The organism is Paenibacillus sp. ICGEB2008 (assembly GCF_000307675.1).
GTDB classification, from domain to species: domain Bacteria; phylum Bacillota; class Bacilli; order Paenibacillales; family Paenibacillaceae; genus Paenibacillus; species Paenibacillus polymyxa.
The window spans coordinates 884,326-910,143 of the sequence record NZ_AMQU01000007.1; the positions used below are offsets into that span (position 1 = coordinate 884,326).

Genomic DNA, 25,818 nt, shown 5'->3' on the forward strand with positions numbered 1-25,818 from the left:
GCAGCAGATCAAGCATATAGTTGGAGAAAAGGAGATGAGTGGCGTTGACATTCGTTTTGTTCAAGCACGGCAGGTTATATGGGGACTGGGCTTCCAAAGGAGACTCCATCGTTGTACAGCATGGCCGCATACAGGCCATTGGATATGCCCGGGAGCTTGAATTGCAGTTGTCCGGTAAGGAGTACGAGACGGTGGATTGGGAGGGTGCCAATGTACTGCCGGGCTTAACTGATGCCCATATGCATTTGTCTATGCATGGTATGAAGCTGGCTATGCTGGATTTCACATCAGCTACTTCCAAGGACGAGATGCTGGCTATGCTGCGCAAGCGGGTCTCTGTAACACCGCCGGGAGAGTGGATTTTAGGACTTAATTGGAACGAAAACGCGTTTATTCCTGTTGAAATTCCAAATATAGCTGAGCTGGATGCCATTACAGATCAGCATCCGGTATATCTGACTCGTACGTGCTTTCATACGTTTTTGGCCAATTCAGAGGCATTTCGGCGTGCAGGTATTCACGAGAACACCCCTAATCCGGCTTCAGGAGCCTATGGACGAGATATAGAGGGACGGTTAAATGGATTGATTTATGAGGAAGCATCCTTTGCCTTTACAAGCGTGCAGCCAGAGCCGGATTATTCGGCGAAGAAGGATACGATCCGGCGGGCTTGTCTGGATGCGCTACGGCTGGGTCTGACTGCTGCACACACGGAGGATTTACGTTTTTTGGGCAGCGTAGAGACGATGCAGCGAATTTACAAGGAGCTGAGAGAAGAAGGTCTTGCTTTTCGCACACACCAGCTCATCTATCATCCATTTATGGAAGAAGTGAAAGCACAGGAGCTGCGTGCAGGTACTGGAAATGAGTGGTTCAAAATCGGTGCGATTAAAATGTTTGCTGACGGCGCTATTGGTGGAAGAACGGCTTTATTATCCGAACCATATAGTGATGCTCCACATACGTGTGGAATGGCCATCCAACCACAGCCAGAGCTGAATCAGATGGTGGCAGCAGCCAGAGCCGCAGGCTTTCCAGTGGCTGTACATGCCATCGGAGATGGGGCGGCGCACATGATTTTGACAGCGATGGAGGCCCATGGACTAACGGAGGAAAGCGGGTTGCCGGATCGTCTGATTCATGGGCAGGTGCTAAGGGCTGATTTGGTCAAAAGAATGGTGAAGCTGCCGCTGATTGCAGACATCCAGCCTCGTTTTGTCGCAAGCGATTTTCCCTGGGTGCTGGATCGGGTTGGGAAAGAACGGACCGAGTATTTATATGCCTGGAAAAAGCTGCTGCAAGCAGGCATTCCGTGTGCTGGAGGCAGTGATGCACCGATCGAGCCCCTAAACCCATTTCTGGGTATACATGCGGCAGTGACTCGCGCCAAGCCGGAAGAAATGCATGAGGGCTATCTTCCCGCTGAGAAGCTGGATGTTCACGAAGCCATTCATCTGTTTACTATGGGAAGCGCAGTAGCGGCTGGGGAAGCTGATGAAAGAGGGACAATCGCTGAAGGCAAAGCCGCTGACTTTACCGTTATTGACCGCGATGTATCGGAAAGTCACCAAGCTTTGCTTGATGTTAAGGTACGAATGACCGTTGTGAACGGGCAAGTTGCATACCGGTCGTAGGCTGGTAATACGTATGTATGGCAAAAGCCTTCAACTTCACTTTTTACGTGAGGTTGAAGGCTTTTGACTTTTACAAGCCACGCTGTATGAAGCGGTCCGCATTTTTCACACTGACCCACAGATCAGAGCTTGCGCCGCCTGGATACCAGTAGGCGAAGCCAGCAAATCCTTGATCCTGACCCAAGCGGTACTTACGAGTGATGGATCGCCCTTCTTCCAGCCATAGCTTATGAAGCTGAGTATCTTTGTAAGACACGGTATACTGCTGAATATCCTCGTTCCAGATCGGTTTGGAGGAGATACGGGACACCAGCAGATTTTGCAGATCTAGTGAAATATCAGAGGAAGCGATGGATTGCCCGTTAGCGTTAAGTGTCCAATTCCGTGTAAATAACGGCAGCGCCAAAATTGCTTTTTCCGGATCGGTGGTTTGTACAAAGCGCCGCACGCTTTCACGCAGCCATGGCAGGGAGGACACGGAGCCGGGGATCGAGCTTCCCCCCCAATGCTCGTCATATCCCATCAGGATTAGATAGTCTGCCGCAACGCCAAGCTTTTGATAATCAAAAGCGGCAGTCCAGTCCGTTCCGTAATCAGGAGATACACAGAGCGCCAGTACTGCATTTTGACTTTTCAACTTCGCTTTTAATTGTTGGACGAACAATGTAAGATAGGCACGATCCTGACCATCTACATTTTCAAAATCAATGACAAGCCCGTCTAAACCATGTACAGATACAGCATTGGCAAGCTGAGTTATGGTTTTAGCTCGTAGAACCTCACTGGACAGAATTTGGTGTGTCAACGCCAGATTGGAACGGTTGCCCACCATAGCCCAGATTTTTTTTTGATGCTGTTTGGACCAGGAAAGCAGCGAAGAGTTAGTGTAATCGCTGATACTGCCCGTTTCGTTCAGAAAAAACCAGCGTGGTGACAGGGTGTTGATGTTGGATTGAAGCACCGTATTTTCAAATTGCTGAACGGTTTGGTCATATTGCCAGCCTAATCGAATGGAAGAAGCGGTGGAAGCAGCTTGGTGAGCATGCTGTGTTGAATACGTCAGCAGACGCTCCAATAATGCCGCTGTTTCTTCACGAGTGAGAGAAGATGCCGGGTGGAAATAGTTGTTCTCACCTTTCATAAAGCCGTAACGATTCACGGTGGTTACCCCTTCAAGAGCCCAATCTGCAATTTCGTCACGATCGGTGAAAGAGGATGTGATGCTACCTGATCCGCTCGAAGAGCGGATGAGACGTGCAATCATTAAGGCTGCTTCTTGCCGGGTTATAGGACTGTTGGGTTGGAATGTGCCGGACGTTCCTCCCTGTACGATATCGAGCTGCGAAGCCGCTTCGATCCAACCGTAGTACCACGCTTGCTTGGGAACATCCCTATAGGAGGAGACAGCTGCTTGTACAGGCTCCAGAGCGAGGACATGATCCAATGCGGTAACCCATTCAGCTCTGGTAACGGCCTTTTTAGGTGAGAAGTAACCAGGTTGTGTACCGTTCAAAATTCCTTTAGCGTGCAGGGAAATAATAGACTGATAGGCGTAGCTGTGTGAAATATCTCGAAAAGCTACGCCGGATGCTGCTGCCGGGGCAGCTAAGTATGAAGTGAATGCTGTGAATATTGTAATGGCTGTAGTTGCCGATAGAGTAAACCTGGTTAGCCAACGCGATCGTTTGGAACTCATCCCAATAACCTTCTTTTTTATGATAGATTGTAAGTGTATATATTGTTACTCGACGAATAATACTATCAAAAAGAGGAAAGTTATTCATTGCTAAATTGCTGGAAAAATACCAAAAAACCTGCTACCGATGGGTAACAGGTTTGATATTGGATAAACTATGCTTTTTTGGCATACATAATACCGATCGTTTGTGGACCACAATGACTAGATATAACACAGCCTGCTGTTGTTAACAGTACCTCTTGTGCGTTCGTTTCCTCTTGTAGGCGTGCTTGCAGCATCAGCGCATCTTCCTCAGCCAGAGCGTGCACGACAATGATCATATCGTTATCCATCAAATCCCGCTGGTTCAGGGCATTTTGCAGCATTTGTTCCAGTGCTTTTTCACGTTTGCCGCGGACCTTATAGGCAGGCGTCATTTTTCCATCAATCACTTTGATTACTGGACGAATTTTGAGCAGACTGCCGATCAGGTTTTGCATGCCTGAGCATCTTCCGCCTTTATATAGATATTCGAGTGTATCAATCACAAATTCCGTGTCGATTAGCGGTCTGGTTGCCGTCAACATATCTACAATCTGCTCTATTGTACTACCGTTTGCTGCCGCGCGAGCAGCTTTCATCACAAGCAGGCCAAAGCCGCATGAGAGATTTAGGGAATCAAAAACCGTAATGCGACCTTCTGGAAATTCGGAGGCAGCGAGCAGCGCATTCTGGTACGTCGATGATAGCTCGGAGGACAGACTGATATATAAAATGTCCTCTCCTTGTTCTATGTAGGGCGTAAAGGCTTGAATGAAATCTGCCGGAGAAGGTGCGGCGGTACGAGGTAAATGTCCCTCGCGGCTGACACGCTGAAATAATTGTTCCGGGTGAATGTTCACCCCATCTTGCAATGCTTCATCACCAAATACGGTATACAATGGTACAATGCTAATCTCGTACTGTTGACGCCAGTGAGCAGGAACATCACTGGTACTGTCTGCAAAAATTTTAATTTTGTTCATACATTAAATCCTCTCTGTGAGATGCAGAAAAATCATAAAGATTGCACAGACGAAGGATAAATATCCGCCGTGCTATTCGGAATGGCGAGACCGATGGCAAGTAGTGCAATAAAGCCTACAATAATGAGTGCATTAATGATTAATCCAATAATGGCAAAGGTTTTCTTACGGTTTTTTAACGCAATGCCGATGATTCCGACCACAAGTCCGCTACAATTGAGCAGTAGGCTGCCTAAAAAAATAAAGGGAATCAGCATGGTTCCGGTTTGCTGCAAGGCGACTTCCGGGTTCATAGTTTGGTATTGGCTGAAATGAGCCATCAGATTAATGACCATAATAGCCAGAATAATATATCCGATCAGACTGACGAGCGACATAATAAAAGAAGCAATTCCGGGACCGGAATGCTTGAGCTTGACCGGAGGCTGGAACACAGGAGCTTCTGAAAAAACAGGGTGCTCCTCAGACGCAGCAGGCTTTTGCAAATTAGGATCTTGGTTACTCATTTTTTCAACTCCTTGAACATAGTCCGAACAGGTACTAATTTTCCACAAAATAAACAAAAAAGCAAGCCACTTTACACATTACCCTCCAATAGACAGGGCTTAATCATCGAATTTTGTATGCGGTTTGTTTACACACACTGGCTGGTAAACTTCATGCTGTTCCGATAAAATAAGAAGAACATTCGGGTAAAAGGATCAGTGAAAAGGAGTAATAAAAAAACATGCAACGAAGATGGATTATGGTAGGATCTATAATGATGATGTTGGCGGTAGCCATTGGAGCGTTTGGGGCGCATATTGTAAAAGCACGGATTGATGCGGATGCATTGGCCGTATATGAAACCGGTGTGAAATATCATATGATTCACGCTGTCGGATTGCTGATCATTGCGTTGGCTGCCGGACAGTGGGGCCCTTCGACCCGCTTAAGATGGGCTGCGCGGCTGTTGTTCACGGGTATCATTTTATTTTCCGGCAGCCTGTATGTGCTAAGTTTAACCGGAATCCGTGTGCTGGGTGCGATCACCCCATTAGGAGGCGTGTGTTTTATTGCAGGATGGATATTGTTGGCATGGGCTGCTGCCGGTCTAAAGAAAGAGAATTAGAAAGCTCATTGCCCCATTTTAAAAAAAAGAGAATCGATAGGAAAGACGCCATGTTTTTCCTATCGATTCTCTTTTTTCATGCTTACTTGTTCTAGTGAGATATTACATTTACGATGTGATCTCATCAATCTCATTCATTTTAAAGGAGTACACTTGCTTCTCATCAACATGATACACACTCAGCAGGTTATTATCATGATCCAGGTTGAGTATGCGGCATGGAATGCTGCGCTGTCCGCCGTAGCGGTTCACGATTAACCGTACAAGCGTATTATCATGTATATAGCGTTTGATCCATTCGTACGTACTAAGGTCTTGTTGTATTGCAGGCTTTGGCTGTACGTGGGATTGTTTGATCTCTTGAATAACAGGTGTCTTGTTCGTAATTGCGGCTGATTTCTTTTTGGAGAATTTTTCCGCAAGCGTAGCGGCTGCATCAGACGGGCTATTAACGGCCGACTGTTTTTTTAGATACAATGCAGCTTCAATTAAATTACCAAGTTCGATACCGGATTGAATCCGACTATCCGCAATTTGTTCGTTTTGGCTCAAGAGATGAAGCAGGAACTGAAGGGCCTCTACGTTCGAACGACCTTTAACTAATACATCAACATTAAATAAATAACTGGTTTCGTCTTGATTTGATTCCTTTTTCATACATCCTCCAGCCCAAGCCCTGGGTAATTAGTCTTTTGTAGTACCTATCAATATATCATTAAAATGTAATCTGTCATAGGGCCTAGGGCCCTGTTGTTGGATATTAGCAAAAATAAGTTCTATATAAAGCCCTATGAGCTAAATTTTTTCTGAATCCACAGGAAATGTACATTTTAGCATATGTGTACATGAATGAGGACTGTGTATGAGAAGAATGAATAGAGCTAAAGTATGCATATACCGAGAATAAGTGAGGTGGGGAATGAAATCAAGTAATTTAAATTTTAAATATTTTACAAAAAAGTATAGCGTGGCATATCTTCATTAAGGATCTTTTTCCGCCGAGAAAAAAATTAAAATCCCCCTTAACGAAAGAGGGATTTGGCATATCGAAAACATGGTATATTATAGTAAGCAAAAAATAAAGTGGATGTTATATTCAATCAAAATGGAATTCGTTGTGATTGAATATGATAGTCATGTTCGACTGCCCAACTCACAAGACCACTCCAGAAATTTTCACAGACTGAAATGATCTTTGTTGGTTCCGCTAAATCTCCGGACATAACCAACTTAACTAGATGATCAAATCCCTCTGGACGATCCGGCAGTTCCAGTGCTTCTGGTAGAACCATTGAGCCCGTTGAGAAAAGCTTCTGATTGTGTAACCCAACTAACATAGCTCCATATTGGGCAAACTGCATGATCAAGTACGGCAAGTAGGTACGAGGGCCATTTATACTGACATTTCTAAGCTTTCCAATAAACTCATACATTTCACCTACAAGCACTTCGTTGATTGCATGCCTGAAATCTTCCTTTGTTGGGAATTCGGCAGCTTCCTTTAATATGGAAAAAAAGTCTTTAGGATCATACAGACGAAGTGGGGAAAAGAAGGGTCCATGTGTCAACGGCCACGTACCCTCAACAGTAGAGGCGGTTTTCAGAAGAATGTCTGAACTACAGACGTTCACCTCGGCTTTCCAGGGACCCGCCGACCATTCATGGCTAAAATCTACGGGAGCGTTGGATTCACTTAGTACACAAAACATTTCAATATCTGAGAAAGGGCCGTCCGTACCTTTGGCAACAGATCCATAGACCCCTATAGCTAGAATTTTGTCTTTGTATACTTCATGTAACCTAGCAGCTATTTCATGGCACGTCTGAAGCCTCTCACTTCGGGAAATGTGGACAGGTCCATTCATGTTCATTTGTGATTCTCCCTCCGTTTTTAGCAAGCATGGTATGGAGTGCTGTGGGGAAATAGCGACAAGTGAAAATATCTATTTTATCAGTAGTGTGGTGACTTATGAAGCCCTTTGTTAAGAGAACTAAAAACATTACGGTCAATAATTTTATTTTTCATTGTGTGATTAATGAAATGCCTAGCAGAGATTTTGTCAGTCTTAGAATATACTCTTCCAAAACTTCATTTTTTGAAGTGAGCTTTTCATGGAAGGGGAACTGGTCCATCAACCTTCATAAACCCAATACTTGTGCCCGTATCATTAAATATGCTATAGCACTCGGATGGGATTACAGCCAAGAAAAGAAACAGATGAAAATGGATCAGGCTGATTTTCTTATAGCCGAACTAGGCTTAGAGGACTAAGGTGAAGTGTTTGATTGTACGAACTAAGAGACTTGTCCAATCTACTGATTCGCCATTCAGCGAGGGTTTAATTTCACCTGTGAGCCCTTGCCGCCCGTCTGGATTCCAGTTTCCTTTACACCGACTTCCTTCAGATCGCCCAGTAGACGCTCCAGCACCGCTTTAGCGACAGGTGCTTCTTTTGCGCCTGAGGCCTTAACGACCAACTGTACCGGTTTACCAGAACGCAGTTGTTTGTCCGCCTGACGCAGCTTCGTGTCGTAATCATGCTCCTCAATGTGAGCGGTGAAGCGAAGCTCCTTGACCTTTTCTTTACCATGGTTTCCTGCGGCTTGGCCTTTATTTGTTTTGCTTGCTGCGGCTTTTTTTTTGCACAAGCGCTTTTCCTTTGCCCTTTGCAACCAAGCTGCACGGTGGCGGACTACTCATCAGTGAGGTGCAGACCAGGTCCACTCCCTTGGATCGGGCCATAGCCAAGGCTTCTGACTTGGAAACAACGCCGAGCTTCTCGCCTGAGAGTCCGGTGAGCACCACCTCGTCAGCTTTAATTTGCTCGTTGATTAATACTGCCACTTCAATGTAGCCTCCCTTAAACAATGATAAAACTATCATATACGGAACCTATGTGCGATTCAATTGAGCTTCGATATATCCTTATTGACAAAAATCACTAACCCCTATACTCTTTTACTGATAATGATTATCATTTTCCGATGCATATACATACAGGGGTGATTGAGAGAAATGAAAAAGATGTGGAATGGCCTATTGTTATTTGTAGTTTTAGCGATTGTATTGGCAGGCTGCGGTTCGGCTGCGAATAGCTCGAAGACGGAAGGGGCTACAGGGTCTGAGCAGACATCTACAGCGGCTGGTCCGGTTACGGTTAAGGACGACCATGGGGAAGTCAAGCTGGACAAGCCAGCGGAACGTGTCGTTGTACTCGAATGGACGTTTACCGAGGATCTGATAGCACTTGGCGTACAGCCGGTCGGGAATGCGGACAATGCCAATTACAAGCTGTGGGTGACACCAGAGGCGAAGCTGGCTGATACCGTAACGGATATCGGTACACGGGGCGAACCCAATCTCGAAGCGATTGCGGCGCTCAAGCCGGATCTTATTATCTCTAACGCCGATAACAATGCAGCGATCTATGCACAGCTTAAGGGAATTGCACCAACGATAGAATACGATCCTTACAAAGGAAACGGCTATGATTACGACCGTATGGTCGAGATTTTCAAGCAAATCGCGGTGGCTACCGGTAAAACGGAACAGGCTGATAAAGTCTTAAGCGAACTTGACCAGCACTATGTAGAGGCAAAGGCAACATTGGAGAAGGCGGGCAAAGCAGACTTTCACTATGCGCTGACACAGGCCTTTACAGCTCAAAATGCTGCCAGTCTGCGAATGTTCAAGGATAATTCAGTTGTAGCGGGTACGCTTGCGAGAATCGGCATGGTGAACGACTGGAAGTCGGACCAGACTGAGAAGTACGGATTTAGTACCGTAGGCATCGAAGCTCTTCCAGCTGTACAGGATAGTAATTTTATCTACATTACGCAAAAGACGGACGATATATTTGGCACCGCCATGAAGAACAACACGGTATGGAACGGACTGAACTTTGTTAAAGAAAAACGCACCTACCCGCTGGACGGTACAACATGGACTTTCGGCGGTCCAATTTCGTCCAAAGTACTGGTTGATCAAGTAGTCGGAGCTCTGACGAAATGACCCGAACGGACACAACGGGATTATCGAAGACTTGGCGTATAGGAAGCATCTTTGGGGGCGGCTTGATCGTCCTCATCGTGCTTTTTTTTGTAAGCTTGTGTTATGGGGAGGCTTCGATCCCGCTCCATACAGTCATCGAGGCGTTGACCCAGCGTCAGAATACGCTTGAGCATAACATGGTTTGGGATCTTCGGATGCCGCGTACGGTCATTGGAATTCTGGCTGGCGGTGCGCTGGCCATCGCGGGTGCTTTGCTTCAGGCCATCACCAAAAATCCACTGGCAGCTTCTGATACCCTAGGGATAAACGCGGGTGCCTACTTTGTGGTCGTACTTGGTGCGGTGATGTTTCCCGGATTGCTGCACCAGGCGCCATTTCTATTTGCCGCTGCTGGCGGTCTGTTGGCAGCGGTGCTGGCTTACTTTATGGGCGGGGGAAGAGCTGGAACTCCGATTCGGTTGGCGCTTGCCGGCTTGATCGTATCCATGGTTCTTGGTTCGTTTACTGGAGCACTGCATATTTTTTATTCATTTGAAACACAGGGGCTGTTTCTCTGGGGTTCGGGCTCACTGGTGCAAAATGATTGGAGTGGGACGACTTACGCTTGGCCTTGGGTCGTAGGACTCTCGGTCATTGCTGTTATGCTGTCAAGGCAGTTTGATGTGCTGGATCTGGATGAGTCCACATCCACATCCCTTGGACAAAAGGTTAGCTTAACCCGGGCGGTGGGAATTGTGTTGGCGGTGCTGCTGTCGACCATTACAGTCAGCGTCATTGGGCCCATCGGGTTTGTAGGTTTGGTGGCTCCGCATTTGGTGCGCCTAAGCGGGTTGAAAATGCATCGTTGGGTGCTGCCCGGTTCCTTCCTCTGGGGGGCACTGCTGTTGATCGGCGCAGACGTGCTGGCGAAAATGATTCACAAATCAAGCATGGATCTGCCAACCGGAGCGGTCATGGCCTTGATTGGGGCACCTTGGTTGATTTGGCTGATTTTGCGGAAAATGAAGCTGCCATCCGGTATCGGCGGACAGTCTTCCATGAACATAGGTGTGCGCTCTCGGAAATTACCTTTTGGCAGACTGGCTACAATATTTGCGTGCTGTGCCGTGCTGCTAACGGTATTCAGCCTGATGTTTGGAGGAATGCGCATTCCAGTGGGGGATCTGCTATCCGGCCTGTTTGGCGGGGAGAGTGCGAATTCGGCTTTGCTTCAATTTAGAATACCACGTACGCTGGTGGCGGCCGGGGCTGGTATCGCGCTTGCGGTCAGCGGCGTCTTGATCCAACTAGCGGTTCGTAATCCTTTGGCGGATGCCTCGATCATTGGAGTTTCGTCAGGGGCTGGTTTCGGTGCGCTTGCAGTGATTATCGTGTGGCCTGGGCTGCCTATTTACATGCTGCCCATCGCGGCGATTGCTGGAGCGACAGTGTCGGCAGCGGTGATCTTCTTTTTATCGTGGAACAAGCACCTAAATCCGTCAGTGGTCATCCTGCTTGGGATTGCCGTATCTGCCATCGGATCAGCCGGTATTCAGGTGTTGATCATCCAAGGTTCGCTCTGGGGTAGCACAGGCTATATCTGGCTGACTGGTAGCACCTACGCTCGAAACTGGGGACAGGTGGCAACCATTCTGGCCTTTCTACTCGTGTTGTTGCCAGTAGCATGGTGGCTGGCTCGCCGTTTCGATCTTTTGGTATTTGACGATAGCAGCGCTATGGGACTGGGGCTTCCGGTGCGCCGCACCCGGCTGTGGGCGATGGTAGTAGGTGTGCTGCTGGCGGGTGGAGCAGTAGCCTGTGTGGGTACAATCGGCTTCATTGGGCTGATTGCTCCGCATATCGTGCGTACGTTGATCGGGCACCATGTACGCCGTTCCATTGTTCTGTCTAGCATCTTGGGAGCGGTCATGCTGGTGCTGGCGGATACGATTGGACGGACCGTGCTTGCGCCGACCGAAATTCCTTCTGGATTGCTGATTGCACTAATCGGTGCACCGTATTTTCTGTACTTGATGTACCGCTCGAATAAGAGTAAATCTGTGTAGTTGAGATGACACGAACAGGCTGTTTCCAAGCGGATTCTCCGTGAGGAAGCAGCCTTTATTATTTTTTTCTATGTAATCATCTGAGGAATCATCTGAATTAAATATTTACAAATCTAATAAAGTAGATATAATGTGAAGTATGGAACCGTCATTGATTTATAAAGCTTTGTCGAACGAGACTCGTCGTCTGATTATGCAGTGGTTAAAAAAAACCAGAAGATTATTTTGATGAGCAGGCTTATTTAAAGCAAGGGCTCAATTTTCAAATTGGTGTATGTGTGGGAGATATTCAGGCCAAATCGGGGCTTGCACAGTCTGTAATCTCAAGTTATTTATTAACGATGCAAAAATCCGGTTTGTTAGAGTCTGAGCGAGTAGGAAAGTGGACGTACTACCGTCGGAATGAAAAAACAATACAGGAATTTGCCGAGTACATCCAAAAAGAACTATAAACAGAAAGGAGTTTTTTTTCACATAACATATCTATAAATCTATATATATAATTAATTGGAGGCTTATACTTAAATATGAAAAAGGTTAACCCGTTACTTATTATCATTCTAGCTTTGGGCGTGTTCGGCATTATTACAACGGAAATGGGGATTATAGGTGTTCTTCCCCAAGTCACTCAAAAATTCAATATATCAGCTTCCCAAGCTGGTTGGCTCGTCAGTATATTTTCTTTCGTTGTTGCGATCTCAGGACCGTTTTTGACCTTACTCGTTTCTGGCATGAATCGTAAAGTTGTTCTATTAATAGCTGTATTCAGTTTTGTTATTTCAAATCTTGTCTATGCCTATACTACTCATTTTGAGGTCATGCTCACTTTTCGTGTTCTTCCTGCAATATTTCATCCTGTCTTTTTTTCAGTTGCCCTCGTGACCGCATCTAATCTTGTTCCCCCTGAAAAGAGCAGTAAAGCTGTCACCAAGGTTTTCGCCGGAATCACGGTAGGATTTGCTTTTGGCGTACCCTTGACTTCTTATCTTGCTGAGAAAATAGCGTTAGAAGCTGCTTTCTGGTTTGGAGCTGTCGTAAGCATGATTGCATTTGTAGGAATCCTCATATGGCTTCCTTCTCTACCTGCTCAGGAAAAAATGTCTTATGGCAAACAGCTAAGTGTATTACGCAAGCCTCAATTATGGTTCAATATTGTGTCAGTTATTTTTATCTTTGCAGCTATGTTTTCAGTGTATAGCTATTTTGCTGAATATCTTGGAGAAATAACCCGTATGAACGGGTCATGGATCAGTATGATGCTGATGGTCTTTGGAATCGTTATGATTTTTGGGAACTTTTTATTTGGGGGATTACTACATAAAAATCTGACAAAGACTGTCATCACGTTCCCGTTGCTATATATGGTCATTTACGTACTCACTTATGCTCTGGGTACTTCTTTCCTACCGATGATTGTGGTTGTGCTCATTTGGGGAGCTGTACATTCCGGAGGGCTAATTATTAGCCAAGCATGGTTAACCACTGAAGCGAAAGAAGCTCCAGAGTTCGGTAATAGCCTATTTGTCTCATTTTCTAATCTCGGTATTACGATAGGGGGTGTTATGGGTGGGTGGTTTATCTCTCACTTGGGAATACACCAGCTCATCTGGAGTGGAATGATGTTTGCACTGCTAGCATTTTTATCGATTATCATAAAAATAAAAATGTTCAAATCAAATGCAACGGAAGTCAACGTGCGTTAAAATATGGAGAGACATTAGAGGAGTACTCTACATTATGACCATAAAATGATACATGGGGTGATGTTGATTGCATTTCGTATGGACTTCGATCTTAATGACATTCGTAATCATTAGCGGGATCTTGGCGTTGCTCACCTGGGGAGTGATATCCTTAATTAAGCGTTTTCGCTAATCGTAATAAAGGAGTAGACATCTCTATGTGTTGAAATTACATTATTTATGGGGAGGAATCTGATGGATATTCGAATGTATCACGATCTGGAGGCTCAATTGGAAGAAGCGATTTGGGCTCTTGGAGAGGAAGCAGCTCTTACACTTCCCATAGATAGCGGTATGGCCGAGGAAAAGGCACAGAAGGCTTGGGATCTAATCCCTGAGCCAAAGCATACATGGGGCATTACAGGTGTAACCTTGCATCAGTATGTTCAAATACTCAACTATAACAGTCATATGGAGCGATCAGTAGAGCTTTTAAATGACGAAATTTTAGATTTGGAAGGTTCAGGGTACCGAATTATACATGCAGAGCCTTACATTTTAATGGCGGAAACGCATCTTCTTCAGAGCAAGCCTGGATTAGCTCATAAATATCTCAAGAAGGCATACTCGATTGGGGGCGCACGGGCATTTCGGGATCAGCCCAAGCTTTATCTCGAAATGGCGAAAAGTAAAGCTCTGGATGAACAGGATGTATTACTTCGATTTAAGGCGTTGGATGTGAATGCCAAACTTTTGAGCGAATTAAAAGATAGCCAATAATCAATGTAATGGTCTTATTTTTTATTTATGAGGAGGACGACTGCTTTGAAATTAAAAGAAGTGCTCTTAGGTACACACAGCTTCGAAGCGATGAAGATTTTTTACGGTTCTCTCCTGGATTTGCAGGTTGTAGAGGAGGGGACTTCGCGGTTATCGTTTCAAGTAGGTGAATCGGTGCTTGCTTTTCAGGAATCCTCCCATATGGAAAATGAGTTTTACCATATTGCCTTTACGATTCCAACCAATAAATTTATAGAAGCCAAACAGTGGGCTATCAACCGAGGAATTTCGTTGATTTCAAGGCACCAAGAAGATGAGTTTTATTTCGAAAACTGGAATGCAACCGCGTTTTACTTCTATGATCCGGATCAAAACCTCGTTGAATTCATTGCTCACCATACACTCGATAATGCAGTCGCTGAAGCTTTCGGATCTCACTCGATACTTCGTATAAGCGAGATTGGTCTTCCGGTCGATGATGTTCCAGAGGGTTCTAGAATAATTACCGAAACGTTCCAACTTAATTCATGGGGAGGGGCTGGACAGAAATTTGTACCGCTAGGGGATGTGGAAGGTTCCTTTATTGTTACAGACAAGCAACGTCCCTGGTTTCCTGATGATAGGCTTCCGACCGTGTTCAGCATCCGTATCTTATTTGAAGGTATATGCTCTGCCCGTCTTTCGCTTCATAATGGGTCGTATGAATTGAGATCAACCTGAGTTAAGGCTTCATCTCAACGCCACCACCCTGGATTTCTAGAATAGATCAATAAGAGGAAAATCCGGGGATTACCATACATATAGGAGAGAATAGATGAATATTAGATTGCTAAATTCAAATGAAAATTATCCGTTAGAGCTCTTGTTACTAGCTGATCCTTCGCGCCAACTTGTTGAGGAATATTTGAAAAGAGGGCAGTGTTATGTAGCAGAAATCGACCATCAAATTGTGGGAGTCTATGTTCTTTTACCTACAAGACCTGAAACAATTGAGGTGGTGAATATTGCAGTATCGGAAGTCATGCAGGGTAAGGGGATTGGCAGACAATTAGTGACACATGCGATTGAAACAGCCCGGATACAAGGCTATAAAACATTAGAAAGTGGTACAGGAAACTCTAGCATTGGACAGTTAGCTCTCTACCAAAAATGTGGTTTCAGAATTGTAGGTGTAGATCTAGATTTCTTTGTCAGACATAACTATGTAGAAGAAATTTATGAGAATGGCATACAGTGTAGAGATATGATTCGTATGTCTCAGGATTTGTAGAGCTTAATTTTCTTTGCAAACCCTTCAAAGGTATCTTAAGTAAGGTTCTGAAAGGTATATGATATTGTGCCAAAAGATGGTACAATGAATTGCGGAAAGGCTATACAATCATTGGATTGCAATAGTCCTTTTTTAATGAGCTGATATCCTACTAAGTTCCTGACAAGGGGTGGTTACTTTGTACAACACAACAACCACGATACTCACAGAGATAGCAAAACATATGAGAGATCATGATTTAATCCTAAGTGATTTAGCTAGAGCAGCCGAAATGAATCCGGGCACCATGAGCAGTATTATTAATGGGAATCGCACACTTTCAGTCGATCAGTTAGACCGAATTACACAAGCGATGGGCTATCCCGTTGGTTATTACTATGAACGCTACGTGTCTGAGTATTTAGCAGAGGCTAATCCGAATTGGCGTCGAATGAGTCCTTTTATACATAATTGTGCGAGACTCAATAAATTGGACTGCATTCATGATGTGGTTAATTTATTGATGGATAAACTAGGCTATTCAGAATCTTTATTTGAGTTTGCCGAAGAATTATTTCATGAAAAAATGTATCAAGCGGCAACCATACTTTATGAAAATGTGGCTATAAGTGAAAAAAAGCAATATTCGGAACGTCTGGCTATTTGTCAGTACCGTTTGTTCCATACTAGGCAAGGAGATAATCAAGAGAAAAACTATGAAGCAGCCGTTCAATTTGAAATATACGTTGATCGACTAGATGAGATCGAACAGTTAGATGCATTAAAAGATCTGGCGAATACATACCGCTCGTTACGAAAATGGGACAAAGTAGAATTATTCGCTAAAGCTCTGGGAGACAAGGCAAAAATTCAATATAAACTGGAGCAAGAACGCCATCCATCCAAAAAAGAAAATGCAAAGAAACCAAGCTTTCCTCTGTTTGCGTATTGGGCTTTTTCTCATTTGCTTCGTGATGAGGTTTGTGAAGCACATAAAGATTATGAGAAAGCGCTTCAACATACGTACACATATGGTGACTTAAGTTGGGTGAAAGAGTCAGATGAAATCACTTCAGAATGGAAAATGAGATATAAAGAATGGTCTGAAGCCAATACTTATGTAAATAAACTTCACGCTGGTGAAATTGGTGTTCTGGCTGATTATGTAGCGTTTTTTTCTTCAAGGAATGAAGAGACACTTCCCGGGTTAGATAACGTAATTGAAGCTGCTAATCGATTTAATTTAAATGTTGATCATATTCTAAATCAATTTCAAACGGAAATTTTAGCTATGCGAGATAAACATGAAGGTGTAGGTGTCTACAATCAACAATTTATTATAGAACGTTATATTCATTTTACATGTGAATTAGCGGTTTACTACTTTAACAAAAATAATTTTGCAGATGGATTTAATTTTTTATTAAGTTGCTTGGAAAAATCTACATTAGTAAATAATAAATCGTATATAATTAAATGTGTAAAGCTGTATGAATCCTATCTGGAGTATGCATCGTTTGAGACGAAGGCAGCCTACAGAAATTTGATTAATAAGGTGGATGATGATGGGACGTAAAGTGATGATAGCTTTCTTGGTAACAAGTTTTACACTAGCAGCGGTAATGGTTACCCCCCTTCAGTATCAAGACAAAGGATCTACTTACGAGCCGACTGGAAAACACGGAGGAATGTGAGGGTAAAAAGGCCTCAAGTTCAAGGCCACAGTAGAACCTAGAAAATCACCAATGTTAAGTGGTTAGACGGAATGATCCGTCTAGCCTTTTTATTACCTATTTCGCTGTATATAAGCAATATGAGAAAATCTTCTTTTGAGAAATATATGTAAAAAGTGCAAAAATGTTATGTGTGTTGTATGTCGAGTTTATGTTGAAAGGGTGGTTTATCTATGGAGATCACACCTACGATTAGAGCAGAAGTACAAACCTATCTGATACGGAAAAGCTTAACCATGACCGAGTTTGGTCACATGATTGATTTGAATGTAGGTACAGTTAGTGGCATTGTGACGGGCAACCGGTCTATTTCTGTTCACCAGCTAGATCGCATCACTATGGGAATGGATTTACCACCGGATTATTTTTATGAACGTTATATTGATGAATGTATTGAGGAAGAACCGCTCAACTGGCGAAGAATCAGCCCTTTTTTGTACCGATGCGTGGAGTTAGGACGACTTGATTGCTTGCGAAGAGTTGCAGGTATGTTGCTAGATAATCCTGTTTATCTTCCTTCACTTTTTGAAGTAGCCGAGGATTCTTTTAAAAAGGGTAATACTGAAGCAGCGGCGTTCCTTTATGAAAACGTGTCAGAAGGGGAAAAGTATCAGTATTCAGAACGTTTGGCGGTTTGCCAGTATCGATTGTTTACGATTCGTATTGGAGACGATCAAGAGAAAAACTATGATGCAGCCATTCAATTTGAGCCTTACGTTGAACGGTTAGATGAGATAGATCAGTTAGAGGCATTAAAAGACTTGGCGAATACATACCGTTCGTTACGAAAATGGGATAAAGTAGAACTATTCGCTAAAGCAATGGAGATAAAAGCAGATATTCAATATAAGTTAGATCAAAGTAATAATGTAAAAAAAGAGAACTCAAAGAAACCTGTTTCTCCAGCTTTTGCTTACTGGGCGTTTTCTCATCTGCTTCGTGCTGAAGTGTGTGAAGCACATAAAGATTATGAGAAGGCGCTTCAACATACGTACAAATATGCTGATTTAAGTTGGGTGAAGGAAACCGATGAAATCAGTTTGGAATGGAAAAAGCGATTTAAAAAATGGGCTAAAGCCAACGCTTATGTAAATAAGCTTCATGCTGGTGAAGTTGGTATATTGGCTGATTATGTAACATATTTTTCTTCAAGAAAAGAAGAGACACTTCCCGGATTAGATAATGTAATTGAAGCTGCAAATCGATTTCATTTAGATGTTGATCATATTCTAAAACAATTTGAAACGGAAATTTTCACATTACTGGATAATCCTGAGTGTTCGGGCGTGTACAATCAACAATTCACTACAGAACGTTTTACTCATTTTTTAAGGGAGTTGGCGATCTATCTTTTGCGCAAGGGGAGGTTTTCGGAAGGATTCACATTTTTGTTCAGCTGTTTGGAAAAGTCTGCTGAAGCTAATAATAGAATACAAGCAATCAGATGTATGAGATTGTTTACACATTTTAAAGAACATGCATCTGCTCATACGAGGGCAGTCTATGGAGATCTGATTAAAGCGGTTAACGAAGAGGAAGAGTAAGCTGATCCCACCATTCCAATTGCAAATAAAATGCTTTTAAGTTCAAAACTACACCTGACATTGATTCCTGAGTTACAGGGTATGTTGTTCGAGATTTGAAAGCTAACAGTGCTGCTCATTGATTTAAATAACTTATAACAAGGGAGTGTGATACTTAAGACATAATAGAATTGTTTATTTCAGTTCGAACTTCATATGGATTAAAAGGAAATAACAGGATAGTAGATGGATTTTCCTAAATCACCCCTTCTGATAGGATTATTTCCATCAAAATTAAAGTGAGCGTGGTAGAATGGGGAGAATTTTAGTTCCACCTGACAAATTGATGGAAGTGGCTGATCAGTTCTTACACGGAAAGCATGAAATGGATCGTATGCTGAATTTTCTGAGTGGACGAATTGATTTTGTCCAACAAGGCTGGTCTGGAGCTACCCGAGAAAGATTTTTTCAGGAATTTCAGGTTTCTCGACAATCCATGAGTGTAACGCTTGAACGACTTTCTACGGTTGCACAAGAACTCATCTTTATTTCAAATAACTTCACACAGGTAGACGGGGAAAAAGTCGTATTAGATGTGCCAGGGAATGGTGTACCTATCAAAACAGCATCCAGCGGTGAAGGTTGGTTACATAAAATTTTTGAACAGATTGGAAAAGCGGAGATTACCAAGGCCGAAGCCCAACTGGAAGCTAGCAAGCTACAAGGAGAAATTTTCTGGGATACTGCACAGGGAGCAAAAGGTGCTATTCAGGAAGATTTAACCTTAGGGATACTGCCTGATAAAGAACGGGATTATGATCATCCTATGGCAGCTAAAGTAGGCGAAATTCTCGGTCACGTAGCTACGACATTGCAGGGCGCCGGTGAGGTAGTAGCTGGACTAGGTGGAGAAGGATTATCAGTTGCTGTTTCATCTACAGGAGTTGGAAGTATCGTTGGAGTACCAGGATTAATTGGATCTGCAGCTTTGGCAGCGCATGGAAGTACCACCGCATTTAAAGGTGCAAGTGGAATAGGGAAAAGCTCAGTGGAATTGTGGCAGATGGTAAAGGGAGAAGGTGGAGGTTCATCTAAACAAACACTCACTTCCAATAAGGGAACGTCGATAGATGTTACTCCTTCATCTAATCATACCAGTACGACAACAAATCCACATCCAGCTAAAGGGGAGCCTAACTCATCTGTTGATATTTTAGATAAAAATACAGGTGAGATAAAAACGAGAAGATATTATGATGAGAATGGAAGAGCTGTACGAGATGTTGACTATACAAATCATGGGAATTCAAAACAGCATCCAGAGTGGCCTCATGAACATATTTTTGAGTGGAAAGAAGACGGAACATTTAAAAGAGTTAACAAGAAGTAGGAGGGATTGTTTTGGAATACACTGAATTAGTAGAACGTTTTGAGATGGGAGAAGAATTTCAATTCTATTATAAAAACGATAGTTACTGGATTAGCCATAATGAAGAAGAGTATTTTCTTACTCGGGAAAGAGACAGTTTTTCGCAGTCATTTCAGTCAGCAAGAGAGTTGTTTGTTAATGGAAAGATTGACGATAAGACTATTTTAGAATTGTGGGATAACATAGAGATTTGAAAAAGTATATTTTGGGCTTGATCTTTTTTATAAAAATACCTTGTATTGATTTCGTCCTTAAATATAACTTATGTACTAATTAAGGGAGCTTTAGCTATTTGAGTTTCAACTGAATAAATAATTGAATACTTCGATTTGGGTATGACTTTTAGTGTAGCTACTAAGTATCCAAATGCTTGCCAATATAATTACAATAAAGATTGGCATTCCATATTTCTTTATAATTATCTCCTTTGTGGGAGCAAGCTTAAAGTGGCGCTACCTGTGACGCAATATTTGCTTTGAACCGTCGATAAAGAAAAGGAACTATTGCGATTGGTCGGCTCCTTTTGTTTTAAGATTACTCTGGGAAATCCACTGATTTCCTTTTATACATAAAAAAACGATTGTATACACCACTCCAGCAATGAGACTTAGTATAAACGAGATGGATAAAGTTCTGAAAATAATAGTAGAAGTGGGTACTGTATAAAATTCAAACATACCGTTGATTGAAGAATTCGTTGTTGTTGGCCCCTTAATAAAGGAATAATAAATTCCTACACAAAACCGTAAGACAAATACTTAATTAGATTTTTTTCAAATTTACTTTTTCTAGCCTCCAATAATGTTTATGGAAAAAGGAGAATTTGTGTACTATGTTATAAATCTGTTCATTGAGAGGAATGTTACATGGATAAAAACAAAGTTATGAAGATTATTGTTACTACTGCATCTATTATACTTATTATTGGCGTTTCAAGTGCCTTGAAAAATAATGTTGATTTAAAATCCAAAGAAGAAAGTGAAACCTTTGAAAGCAGTCCTGAGACACTCGAAGATACACTAACTTGGGATTTAGCGGGTGATAAAGTGGACCCTGAAAAAGATTATTCTGTGACAGTTGGATATCCACATATTAAACTTAATGCAAAAAATACTGGAGCACACTCTTTTAGGATCGAAGTAAAGCACAACATCAAGAATACAGTTATTTTTAATGCAAGTGTTGCAGCAGACGCAACAGTAGAACTTGTAAATAATAATAGTATGCCACTTGTTCCTTCAGGCGCTTATACAGTGACTATTTACGGTGGGACAGGTCAACCAAAAGGACAAGTTCTTCTTACACAGTCAAAAGCACCATATTGAAGAGACAGATTTTGTTTCTATTAAAAGTCGAGTTGTCGAGGGACAAGAACTTGTACCGATCGACGATTAGATATACATTTAATAAGTTACTTTATCTCATTAAGCTAACGGCAGGCTAGGTTAATCATATAGCGAACACATCAAAGTGCTGCTGTTTATGTGGAGGTCATTATATATGAAATATGCATGTCCATGCTGTGGTTATAAGACACTGGATTATGAACCACCAGGTACCTATGACATTTGTGATATTTGTTTTTGGGAGGATGATGTTATTCAATACCACGATCCCGATTATGAAGGGGGAGCAAATATTGAATCGCTAAGGCAATATCAAGAAGCTTATTTACAAGGACGTGTTAATCGTAAGCCAACGATTAACGATGAGCGTAATGAGAACTGGAAACCACTTTTGAAAAAGTGACAGTCTCATTACGCTAACGGAAAACATTAGTTCAATGACAACAGCGGCGGACACAAGATTTTATTTATCAAGTCTTGTGTCCGCCGCTGCTCCTTTATTATACTGGTCCATATTTAGCTGGTGTTAGATTTGGAAGAGAGGAACTATGGCTTTTTGGTGGTTTTATGCATTACATCGACTGCTATCTCAGCCCATTTGACAGAGCCGTACGGTGAACTACCTCCCACGAATACATCTGGACTTAGAATATTGACCAAATAAGTACCAGGTTTTTGAATAACGACAGATTACTTATGCAAAACCACTGAGTAGCTCTGAGGTTTCTAATTTAGTTGTTAAAAGAGTTACAGCTTTAGCTAAAGAGAATTATTCTGGTGGTGACATTGGTAAAGTAACGGTTAATTATTCTGGTACTGAGGTTACGAGAATAGATGGATCAACAACTGATTTGACACAAGGCATTTTAAGTAGTCACACGTATAATGGAAAAACGTTTGGTACGTGTGATACGCCTAGTGGAGCAATAAGTAAATCTGGTAGTGTACCTTACCAAACAGTAACAGTTAATACTGTAGGTTTCTAAGTATATTGCAGTGTTAGGTCGGTGCCTGTATATGTTTTGAAATAGGTATTGACCTAACTAAAGTTATCAGCTACTTAATGAAAAGGTTTGGAGGGATATTTATGAGAAAAATAACATTCTTTTTATTGTCTTTTTCTTTGTTTTTTGTTTTTGGAGCAAGCATACAAGCAGCAGGTGTTAGTGATTCAATAGCTAAAAAAGCAGACCATGCGTACAACTCAAACCTTAAAAACACTGCTTTAACAATCTCATATAAGCAAAAAGGGAAACAATTTAATTATAAGTCCCGATATATACCTATAAAAGATTTATTTGGTGGTTATGTCGATTCAGTTTCATGGGATGCTAAGAAGAAGGTAGCGCTTGTAGGAAATCAAGGGAAAGTGTTTGTATTGAATGTCTCGGGGAAAGAAATAACTCCTTTAAGTAACCAAATAGTTGCACCGACAGAATGGACACGTATTTCAAAGGGGAGCGTTGAAATAAAAGCATCAGTTATCGCTTATGTTTTTGATAGATACGGTAACACTTATAAAGATAAAGAAAGAGAAGCTTGGAGAGAAAAACTTGATTTTTTAGATATAAAAGAAACGGATGGTTTACCTGGTATAAGAGATGGCTATCTTCATGTTTCTCTAACATACAATGACAAATGATATTTAATTAGGTGTAGTCAACTTAATGACTACACCTTTTTTGATATTTGTGAAATATTTTTTCTTCCAGTTATATACTACATAATTCCTCTAATCATACTTTAGAAAGAATGCAAGAGCGAGGCGTAACCAAAGAAATGGCAGATTCTTGAGTGGAGAATGGGAAGGCCCTTTCCCAGAATAATGGTAGTAAGCATTTGTTTTTTTCAAAAGAAGGTGCTGCTGTAGTTGCTAACGACGGGACACTTGTTACAGTTATTCCTAAGAGTAAGTATGATGATGCATATAAAACACTATCTAAATCGTTATTTGGAGAGTAGGAGTGTATAGAAATGAACGATGATATTGTACAAATGATTAATGAATGGAATCCAGTCGAAATATATCCTCTATTAGAAGATGAATATTATTCAGAAATATGTAGAATCCATGAAAAAAGTAAGGAAACAAACTCTGTTGAAGAATTAGCAAAGCAGATTCATTCGGTATTCGCTCAATCTTTTAAAAAGAAATTCGACAAAAGTATTGAAGAATGTCGGTCAATCGCTGAAAAGATAATTAATGTTACAAAATAATTTATTTTTGAGCTTGCTCCTTTAATAATAAAATAAAGTAGGCTTTTTTTGCATAATTGGTCAATAAAATAAAGGACACGATTTTTTGAATACAGCAAACAACAATATCATCCATGATAAGATGGTTGTGCCTGGATAGGGAAATAAGGAATTGAAATAATGGTTAATTTATATCGAAACACTAGCGTTACCATTGAATTCAAAGACGAGAAGAGCCTTAAACCAAGGAGGAATATATGGGATATGATTCTTTAATTAAAGCCATTATTTCAGTACCAAAAGAAGAATTAACTATTCATTGGAAAAGTGGATTAAAGATTATTGGTACTAGGGACACCATCTATGAAACAAACAATGGCTTAGATGAAGATGATAATGGGTTCATTGAATATGATGCTGCGGTTGTTGAAGTTAAAAAAATAATATCTAAGCCGATTACCGATGAAGGAAGTATATATAAATGGTTGCAAAAAGGAAAAAGCTCCTTTATTGAAATTTCCCTGCATGATGACCCCCTAGCATGATCACCTCTTCTGATGGGTCTATTATTTGGAAAAATGAATAGCTTAGATTATCCTTAATTGAGTTTTTTCACTGAATTGAGGATAATCTTTCACTTTTTTTCATGATGTTTATAATTATAAGTTCCATCATCTACTCCTTTCATGGGAGCTTTAGCTATCTTTTAGTTTCAACTGAATAAATTTCAGTGTTTGTATATTATTATAAAGATTGCTATTCGATGTTTCTTCATAACTATCTCCTTTTTGTAGATTAAAAAGCTTCTATATATAATCATTCTAACGGATAAGCTTCCTTAGAAATATCATGATACTAAAATAAGACATATTGCCTATTTCCTGAATTTCCCTTATGATAATTATACTATTACCAGACAAGGGGATACATATGAAGAAAGCTATTCTACTATTATTAATGTTTGTTGTTTTAATTCCATCACAAGTATTGGCAGCAACATCTACAAAAGCTATGTCAACAAGTGAAATCGAAAAATTATACTTTGAGAATTACAAAGATCGTGTAAAAGAAATTAAAGTTGCACAAAAAAAAACTTAATGCTTTTCTGGGGGCAGAAGTTCGTGAACTAACTCAGAGATTAAACCAGGCAACTGCGCGATATAAAAACGAAGTGAAAAATAAGTCTAGTAAAGCGGTAATAGCTCAAGCCAAGGCTGATTGCGATAAATTAAAGAAGCAACTCAGTGTGGCAAAGGTGGAACTAAGTAAAAGTATTAAAAATTACAAGCGAGAAAGTGACCAAATTTTAAAGGATGTTGCAAAACAGAAAGCAAATCTTATAAAATTCATTAAGAATCACACGGCAGGAAAAGATAAACTTACGGAGTCTCAATTTAGCAAGCAAGTTAATGGAGAAATTGTGTCGATCGACAATTCATTTACTGGAGCTTTAAAAACGTTAACGGAAGCTGAATAATAGGGAGTAAGGCGGCAGGCATTACCTGTTGCCTTTTTTAATTTAGATTTTATTGTTTCTAATTTATAGCTGTTCAATTGCTTGGGTTATAGTGATACGTATAAAACACAGGACAGTAGAGATTTTGGAGCAGATTTGGTATTTACGGATCGTGAGGGATACCGTAATGTCCTTCAGGCCAAACGGTATGCAGTCACCAATCCTGTTGGGTTAAGCCTAGTACGTTTAAATGGTGGGATTTCCTATATTTCTGTGTATGTGAATATCAAACAAAATGGGTGTCATCAAGTGTCCCCCCCAAGGAAATATCACTTTGTAATGTCGTTACTATTCCATGTCACCAAGGTGACACGATTCCTACTCCGCGAAACGCGGAAAATTCGTTCATGAGTGAGGGAGTAAAATTGTGCTGTCTCCCTTTTATTCTTCGCTGGACAGAATTGTCCAATGTAACGATGTCGTTACAAATTAATGTCCGGTGACAATAAAGTTTTTGACCAAGAAAACAAAGTTGTAGACTGGCTGCTGGTATTAAGCTATACCAGCTAATAGCTTGTCAAGATTACCAGTAAAGTGATTCTAAATCATGTGGTATAGTTAATATGAGCATGCCAAATAACCCTCCAATTTCCGTTGTGCCTTGGAAGGTTATGCCAATGATAATCTTTTAAATTGGACGAAATTTCTTTTTGTTTTTCAAGATTGCATAAAGCCAATGGATGAGCTTATTTGCACATGCGATTAGAGCTACTTTATGTGGTTTTCCTTCTGCTCTCTTGCGATCATAGAACGCTTTGAGTCGCATATTTCGGGAGCGTATAAGCCCACACTGGACAGCCATTACCAGTGCGTAACGCAACTGCCTGGAACCACGTTTCGTGATTCGGTTTCGAGTTGC

General features: G+C 41.6%; 25 protein-coding genes and 4 pseudogenes. 22 read left to right on the plus strand and 7 right to left on the minus strand.

The window, feature by feature from the left end:
- Window positions 1-44 precede the first annotated feature (44 nt).
- Window positions 45-1,634 (plus strand): amidohydrolase, encoded by a 1,590-nt coding sequence (locus C400_RS0108735; RefSeq protein WP_017426686.1) that lies wholly within the window; start codon window positions 45-47, stop codon window positions 1,632-1,634.
- A gap of 70 nt (window positions 1,635-1,704) precedes the next feature.
- Here C400_RS0108735 and C400_RS0108740 read toward each other — a convergent pair whose 3' ends face one another.
- The 3 genes from C400_RS0108740 to C400_RS0108750 form a co-directional block, all read right to left on the minus strand.
- The gene (locus C400_RS0108740; protein ID WP_017426687.1) at window positions 1,705-3,330 is read right to left on the minus strand and encodes an S-layer homology domain-containing protein; all 1,626 of its coding nucleotides are present in this window, start codon (window positions 3,328-3,330) and stop codon (window positions 1,705-1,707) included.
- A 155-nt stretch (window positions 3,331-3,485) separates the two neighbouring features.
- On the minus strand, window positions 3,486-4,337 hold the full coding sequence (locus C400_RS0108745) for a DegV family protein (RefSeq protein ID WP_017426688.1): 852 nt from the start codon (window positions 4,335-4,337) through the stop codon (window positions 3,486-3,488).
- Window positions 4,338-4,369: 32 nt separating this feature from the next.
- Window positions 4,370-4,843, minus strand: coding sequence for a hypothetical protein (locus C400_RS0108750; protein ID WP_017426689.1), 474 nt, complete (start codon window positions 4,841-4,843; stop codon window positions 4,370-4,372).
- A 221-nt stretch (window positions 4,844-5,064) separates the two neighbouring features.
- Between C400_RS0108750 and C400_RS0108755 the strand changes: the two genes are divergently transcribed.
- Window positions 5,065-5,448 (plus strand): DUF423 domain-containing protein, encoded by a 384-nt coding sequence (locus C400_RS0108755; RefSeq protein ID WP_016820461.1) that lies wholly within the window; start codon window positions 5,065-5,067, stop codon window positions 5,446-5,448.
- A 108-nt stretch (window positions 5,449-5,556) separates the two neighbouring features.
- On the opposite strand, the gene C400_RS0108760 is transcribed toward C400_RS0108755, so the two are convergent.
- Together C400_RS0108760 and C400_RS0108765 are read right to left on the minus strand one after the other, a co-directional pair.
- On the minus strand, window positions 5,557-6,105 hold the full coding sequence (locus C400_RS0108760; RefSeq protein WP_016820460.1) for a hypothetical protein: 549 nt from the start codon (window positions 6,103-6,105) through the stop codon (window positions 5,557-5,559).
- A gap of 443 nt (window positions 6,106-6,548) precedes the next feature.
- Entirely contained in the window at window positions 6,549-7,319 is a 771-nt protein-coding gene (locus C400_RS0108765) for an ANT(4')-I family aminoglycoside nucleotidyltransferase (RefSeq protein ID WP_017426690.1), read from the minus strand.
- A 98-nt stretch (window positions 7,320-7,417) separates the two neighbouring features.
- On the opposite strand from C400_RS0108765, the gene C400_RS0108770 reads away from it, so the two are divergent.
- Window positions 7,418-7,720 carry a hypothetical protein gene (locus tag C400_RS0108770; protein WP_017426691.1) on the plus strand — a complete coding sequence of 101 codons (303 nt, stop codon included), beginning with the start codon at window positions 7,418-7,420 and terminating at the stop codon, window positions 7,718-7,720.
- A 56-nt stretch (window positions 7,721-7,776) separates the two neighbouring features.
- Here C400_RS0108770 and infC read toward each other — a convergent pair.
- Window positions 7,777-8,293 (minus strand): annotated as a pseudogene (gene infC, locus C400_RS0108775) (translation initiation factor IF-3).
- Window positions 8,294-8,464: 171 nt separating this feature from the next.
- On the opposite strand from infC, the gene C400_RS0108780 reads away from it, so the two are divergent.
- The 19 genes and pseudogenes from C400_RS0108780 to C400_RS27570 form a co-directional block, all read left to right on the plus strand.
- Window positions 8,465-9,460, plus strand: coding sequence for an ABC transporter substrate-binding protein (locus C400_RS0108780; RefSeq protein ID WP_017426692.1), 996 nt, complete (start codon window positions 8,465-8,467; stop codon window positions 9,458-9,460).
- Window positions 9,457-11,505 (plus strand): iron ABC transporter permease, encoded by a 2,049-nt coding sequence (locus C400_RS0108785; protein ID WP_016820455.1) that lies wholly within the window; start codon window positions 9,457-9,459, stop codon window positions 11,503-11,505. The genes C400_RS0108780 and C400_RS0108785 overlap by 4 nt, the downstream gene beginning before the upstream one ends.
- Before the next feature lie 139 nt (window positions 11,506-11,644).
- Window positions 11,645-11,957, plus strand: a pseudogene (locus C400_RS26670) (ArsR/SmtB family transcription factor).
- 75 nt (window positions 11,958-12,032) lie between these two features.
- Window positions 12,033-13,208 carry an MFS transporter gene (locus C400_RS0108790; protein ID WP_017426693.1) on the plus strand — a complete coding sequence of 392 codons (1,176 nt, stop codon included), beginning with the start codon at window positions 12,033-12,035 and terminating at the stop codon, window positions 13,206-13,208.
- A gap of 234 nt (window positions 13,209-13,442) precedes the next feature.
- Window positions 13,443-13,967: a hypothetical protein gene (locus C400_RS0108795; RefSeq protein ID WP_017426694.1), complete on the plus strand. Its 525-nt coding sequence runs from the start codon at window positions 13,443-13,445 to the stop codon at window positions 13,965-13,967.
- A gap of 45 nt (window positions 13,968-14,012) precedes the next feature.
- The gene (locus tag C400_RS0108800) at window positions 14,013-14,687 is read left to right on the plus strand and encodes a VOC family protein (RefSeq protein ID WP_017426695.1); all 675 of its coding nucleotides are present in this window, start codon (window positions 14,013-14,015) and stop codon (window positions 14,685-14,687) included.
- 94 nt (window positions 14,688-14,781) lie between these two features.
- Window positions 14,782-15,237, plus strand: coding sequence for a GNAT family N-acetyltransferase (locus C400_RS0108805; RefSeq protein WP_017426696.1), 456 nt, complete (start codon window positions 14,782-14,784; stop codon window positions 15,235-15,237).
- A gap of 223 nt (window positions 15,238-15,460) precedes the next feature.
- On the plus strand, window positions 15,461-16,792 hold the full coding sequence (locus C400_RS0108810) for a helix-turn-helix domain-containing protein (protein WP_049885681.1): 1,332 nt from the start codon (window positions 15,461-15,463) through the stop codon (window positions 16,790-16,792).
- A 330-nt stretch (window positions 16,793-17,122) separates the two neighbouring features.
- Window positions 17,123-18,493, plus strand: coding sequence for a helix-turn-helix domain-containing protein (locus C400_RS0108820; protein WP_017426699.1), 1,371 nt, complete (start codon window positions 17,123-17,125; stop codon window positions 18,491-18,493).
- Window positions 18,494-18,818: 325 nt separating this feature from the next.
- On the plus strand, window positions 18,819-19,862 hold the full coding sequence (locus C400_RS26140; RefSeq protein WP_017426700.1) for a WXG100 family type VII secretion target: 1,044 nt from the start codon (window positions 18,819-18,821) through the stop codon (window positions 19,860-19,862).
- 11 nt (window positions 19,863-19,873) lie between these two features.
- A complete protein-coding gene (locus tag C400_RS0108830) occupies window positions 19,874-20,095 on the plus strand; it encodes a hypothetical protein (protein WP_017426701.1) in 222 nt (73 codons plus the stop codon).
- 672 nt (window positions 20,096-20,767) lie between these two features.
- Window positions 20,768-21,226 carry a hypothetical protein gene (locus tag C400_RS0108835; RefSeq protein ID WP_017426702.1) on the plus strand — a complete coding sequence of 153 codons (459 nt, stop codon included), beginning with the start codon at window positions 20,768-20,770 and terminating at the stop codon, window positions 21,224-21,226.
- Window positions 21,227-21,401: 175 nt separating this feature from the next.
- Entirely contained in the window at window positions 21,402-21,650 is a 249-nt protein-coding gene (locus tag C400_RS0108840; protein ID WP_017426703.1) for a CPCC family cysteine-rich protein, read from the plus strand.
- Between the two features lie 684 nt (window positions 21,651-22,334).
- Window positions 22,335-22,889, plus strand: coding sequence for a hypothetical protein (locus C400_RS0108845; protein ID WP_017426704.1), 555 nt, complete (start codon window positions 22,335-22,337; stop codon window positions 22,887-22,889).
- A 332-nt stretch (window positions 22,890-23,221) separates the two neighbouring features.
- Window positions 23,222-23,464 carry a DUF1871 family protein gene (locus C400_RS0108855; protein ID WP_017426706.1) on the plus strand — a complete coding sequence of 81 codons (243 nt, stop codon included), beginning with the start codon at window positions 23,222-23,224 and terminating at the stop codon, window positions 23,462-23,464.
- Between the two features lie 236 nt (window positions 23,465-23,700).
- Window positions 23,701-24,029: pseudogene (locus C400_RS0108860) on the plus strand (hypothetical protein).
- A gap of 344 nt (window positions 24,030-24,373) precedes the next feature.
- A complete protein-coding gene (locus C400_RS27565) occupies window positions 24,374-24,541 on the plus strand; it encodes a hypothetical protein (RefSeq protein ID WP_017426708.1) in 168 nt (55 codons plus the stop codon).
- Window positions 24,522-24,920 carry a hypothetical protein gene (locus tag C400_RS0108865; RefSeq protein ID WP_017426709.1) on the plus strand — a complete coding sequence of 133 codons (399 nt, stop codon included), beginning with the start codon at window positions 24,522-24,524 and terminating at the stop codon, window positions 24,918-24,920. The genes C400_RS27565 and C400_RS0108865 overlap by 20 nt, the downstream gene beginning before the upstream one ends.
- Window positions 24,921-24,989: 69 nt before the next feature.
- Window positions 24,990-25,145, plus strand: a pseudogene (locus C400_RS27570) (restriction endonuclease); the annotation flags it as partial.
- 442 nt (window positions 25,146-25,587) lie between these two features.
- Here C400_RS27570 and C400_RS26685 read toward each other — a convergent pair.
- Window positions 25,588-25,818, minus strand: a 231-nt coding sequence (locus tag C400_RS26685) for a transposase (protein WP_017426710.1), incomplete at its 5' end; no start/stop codon positions are given.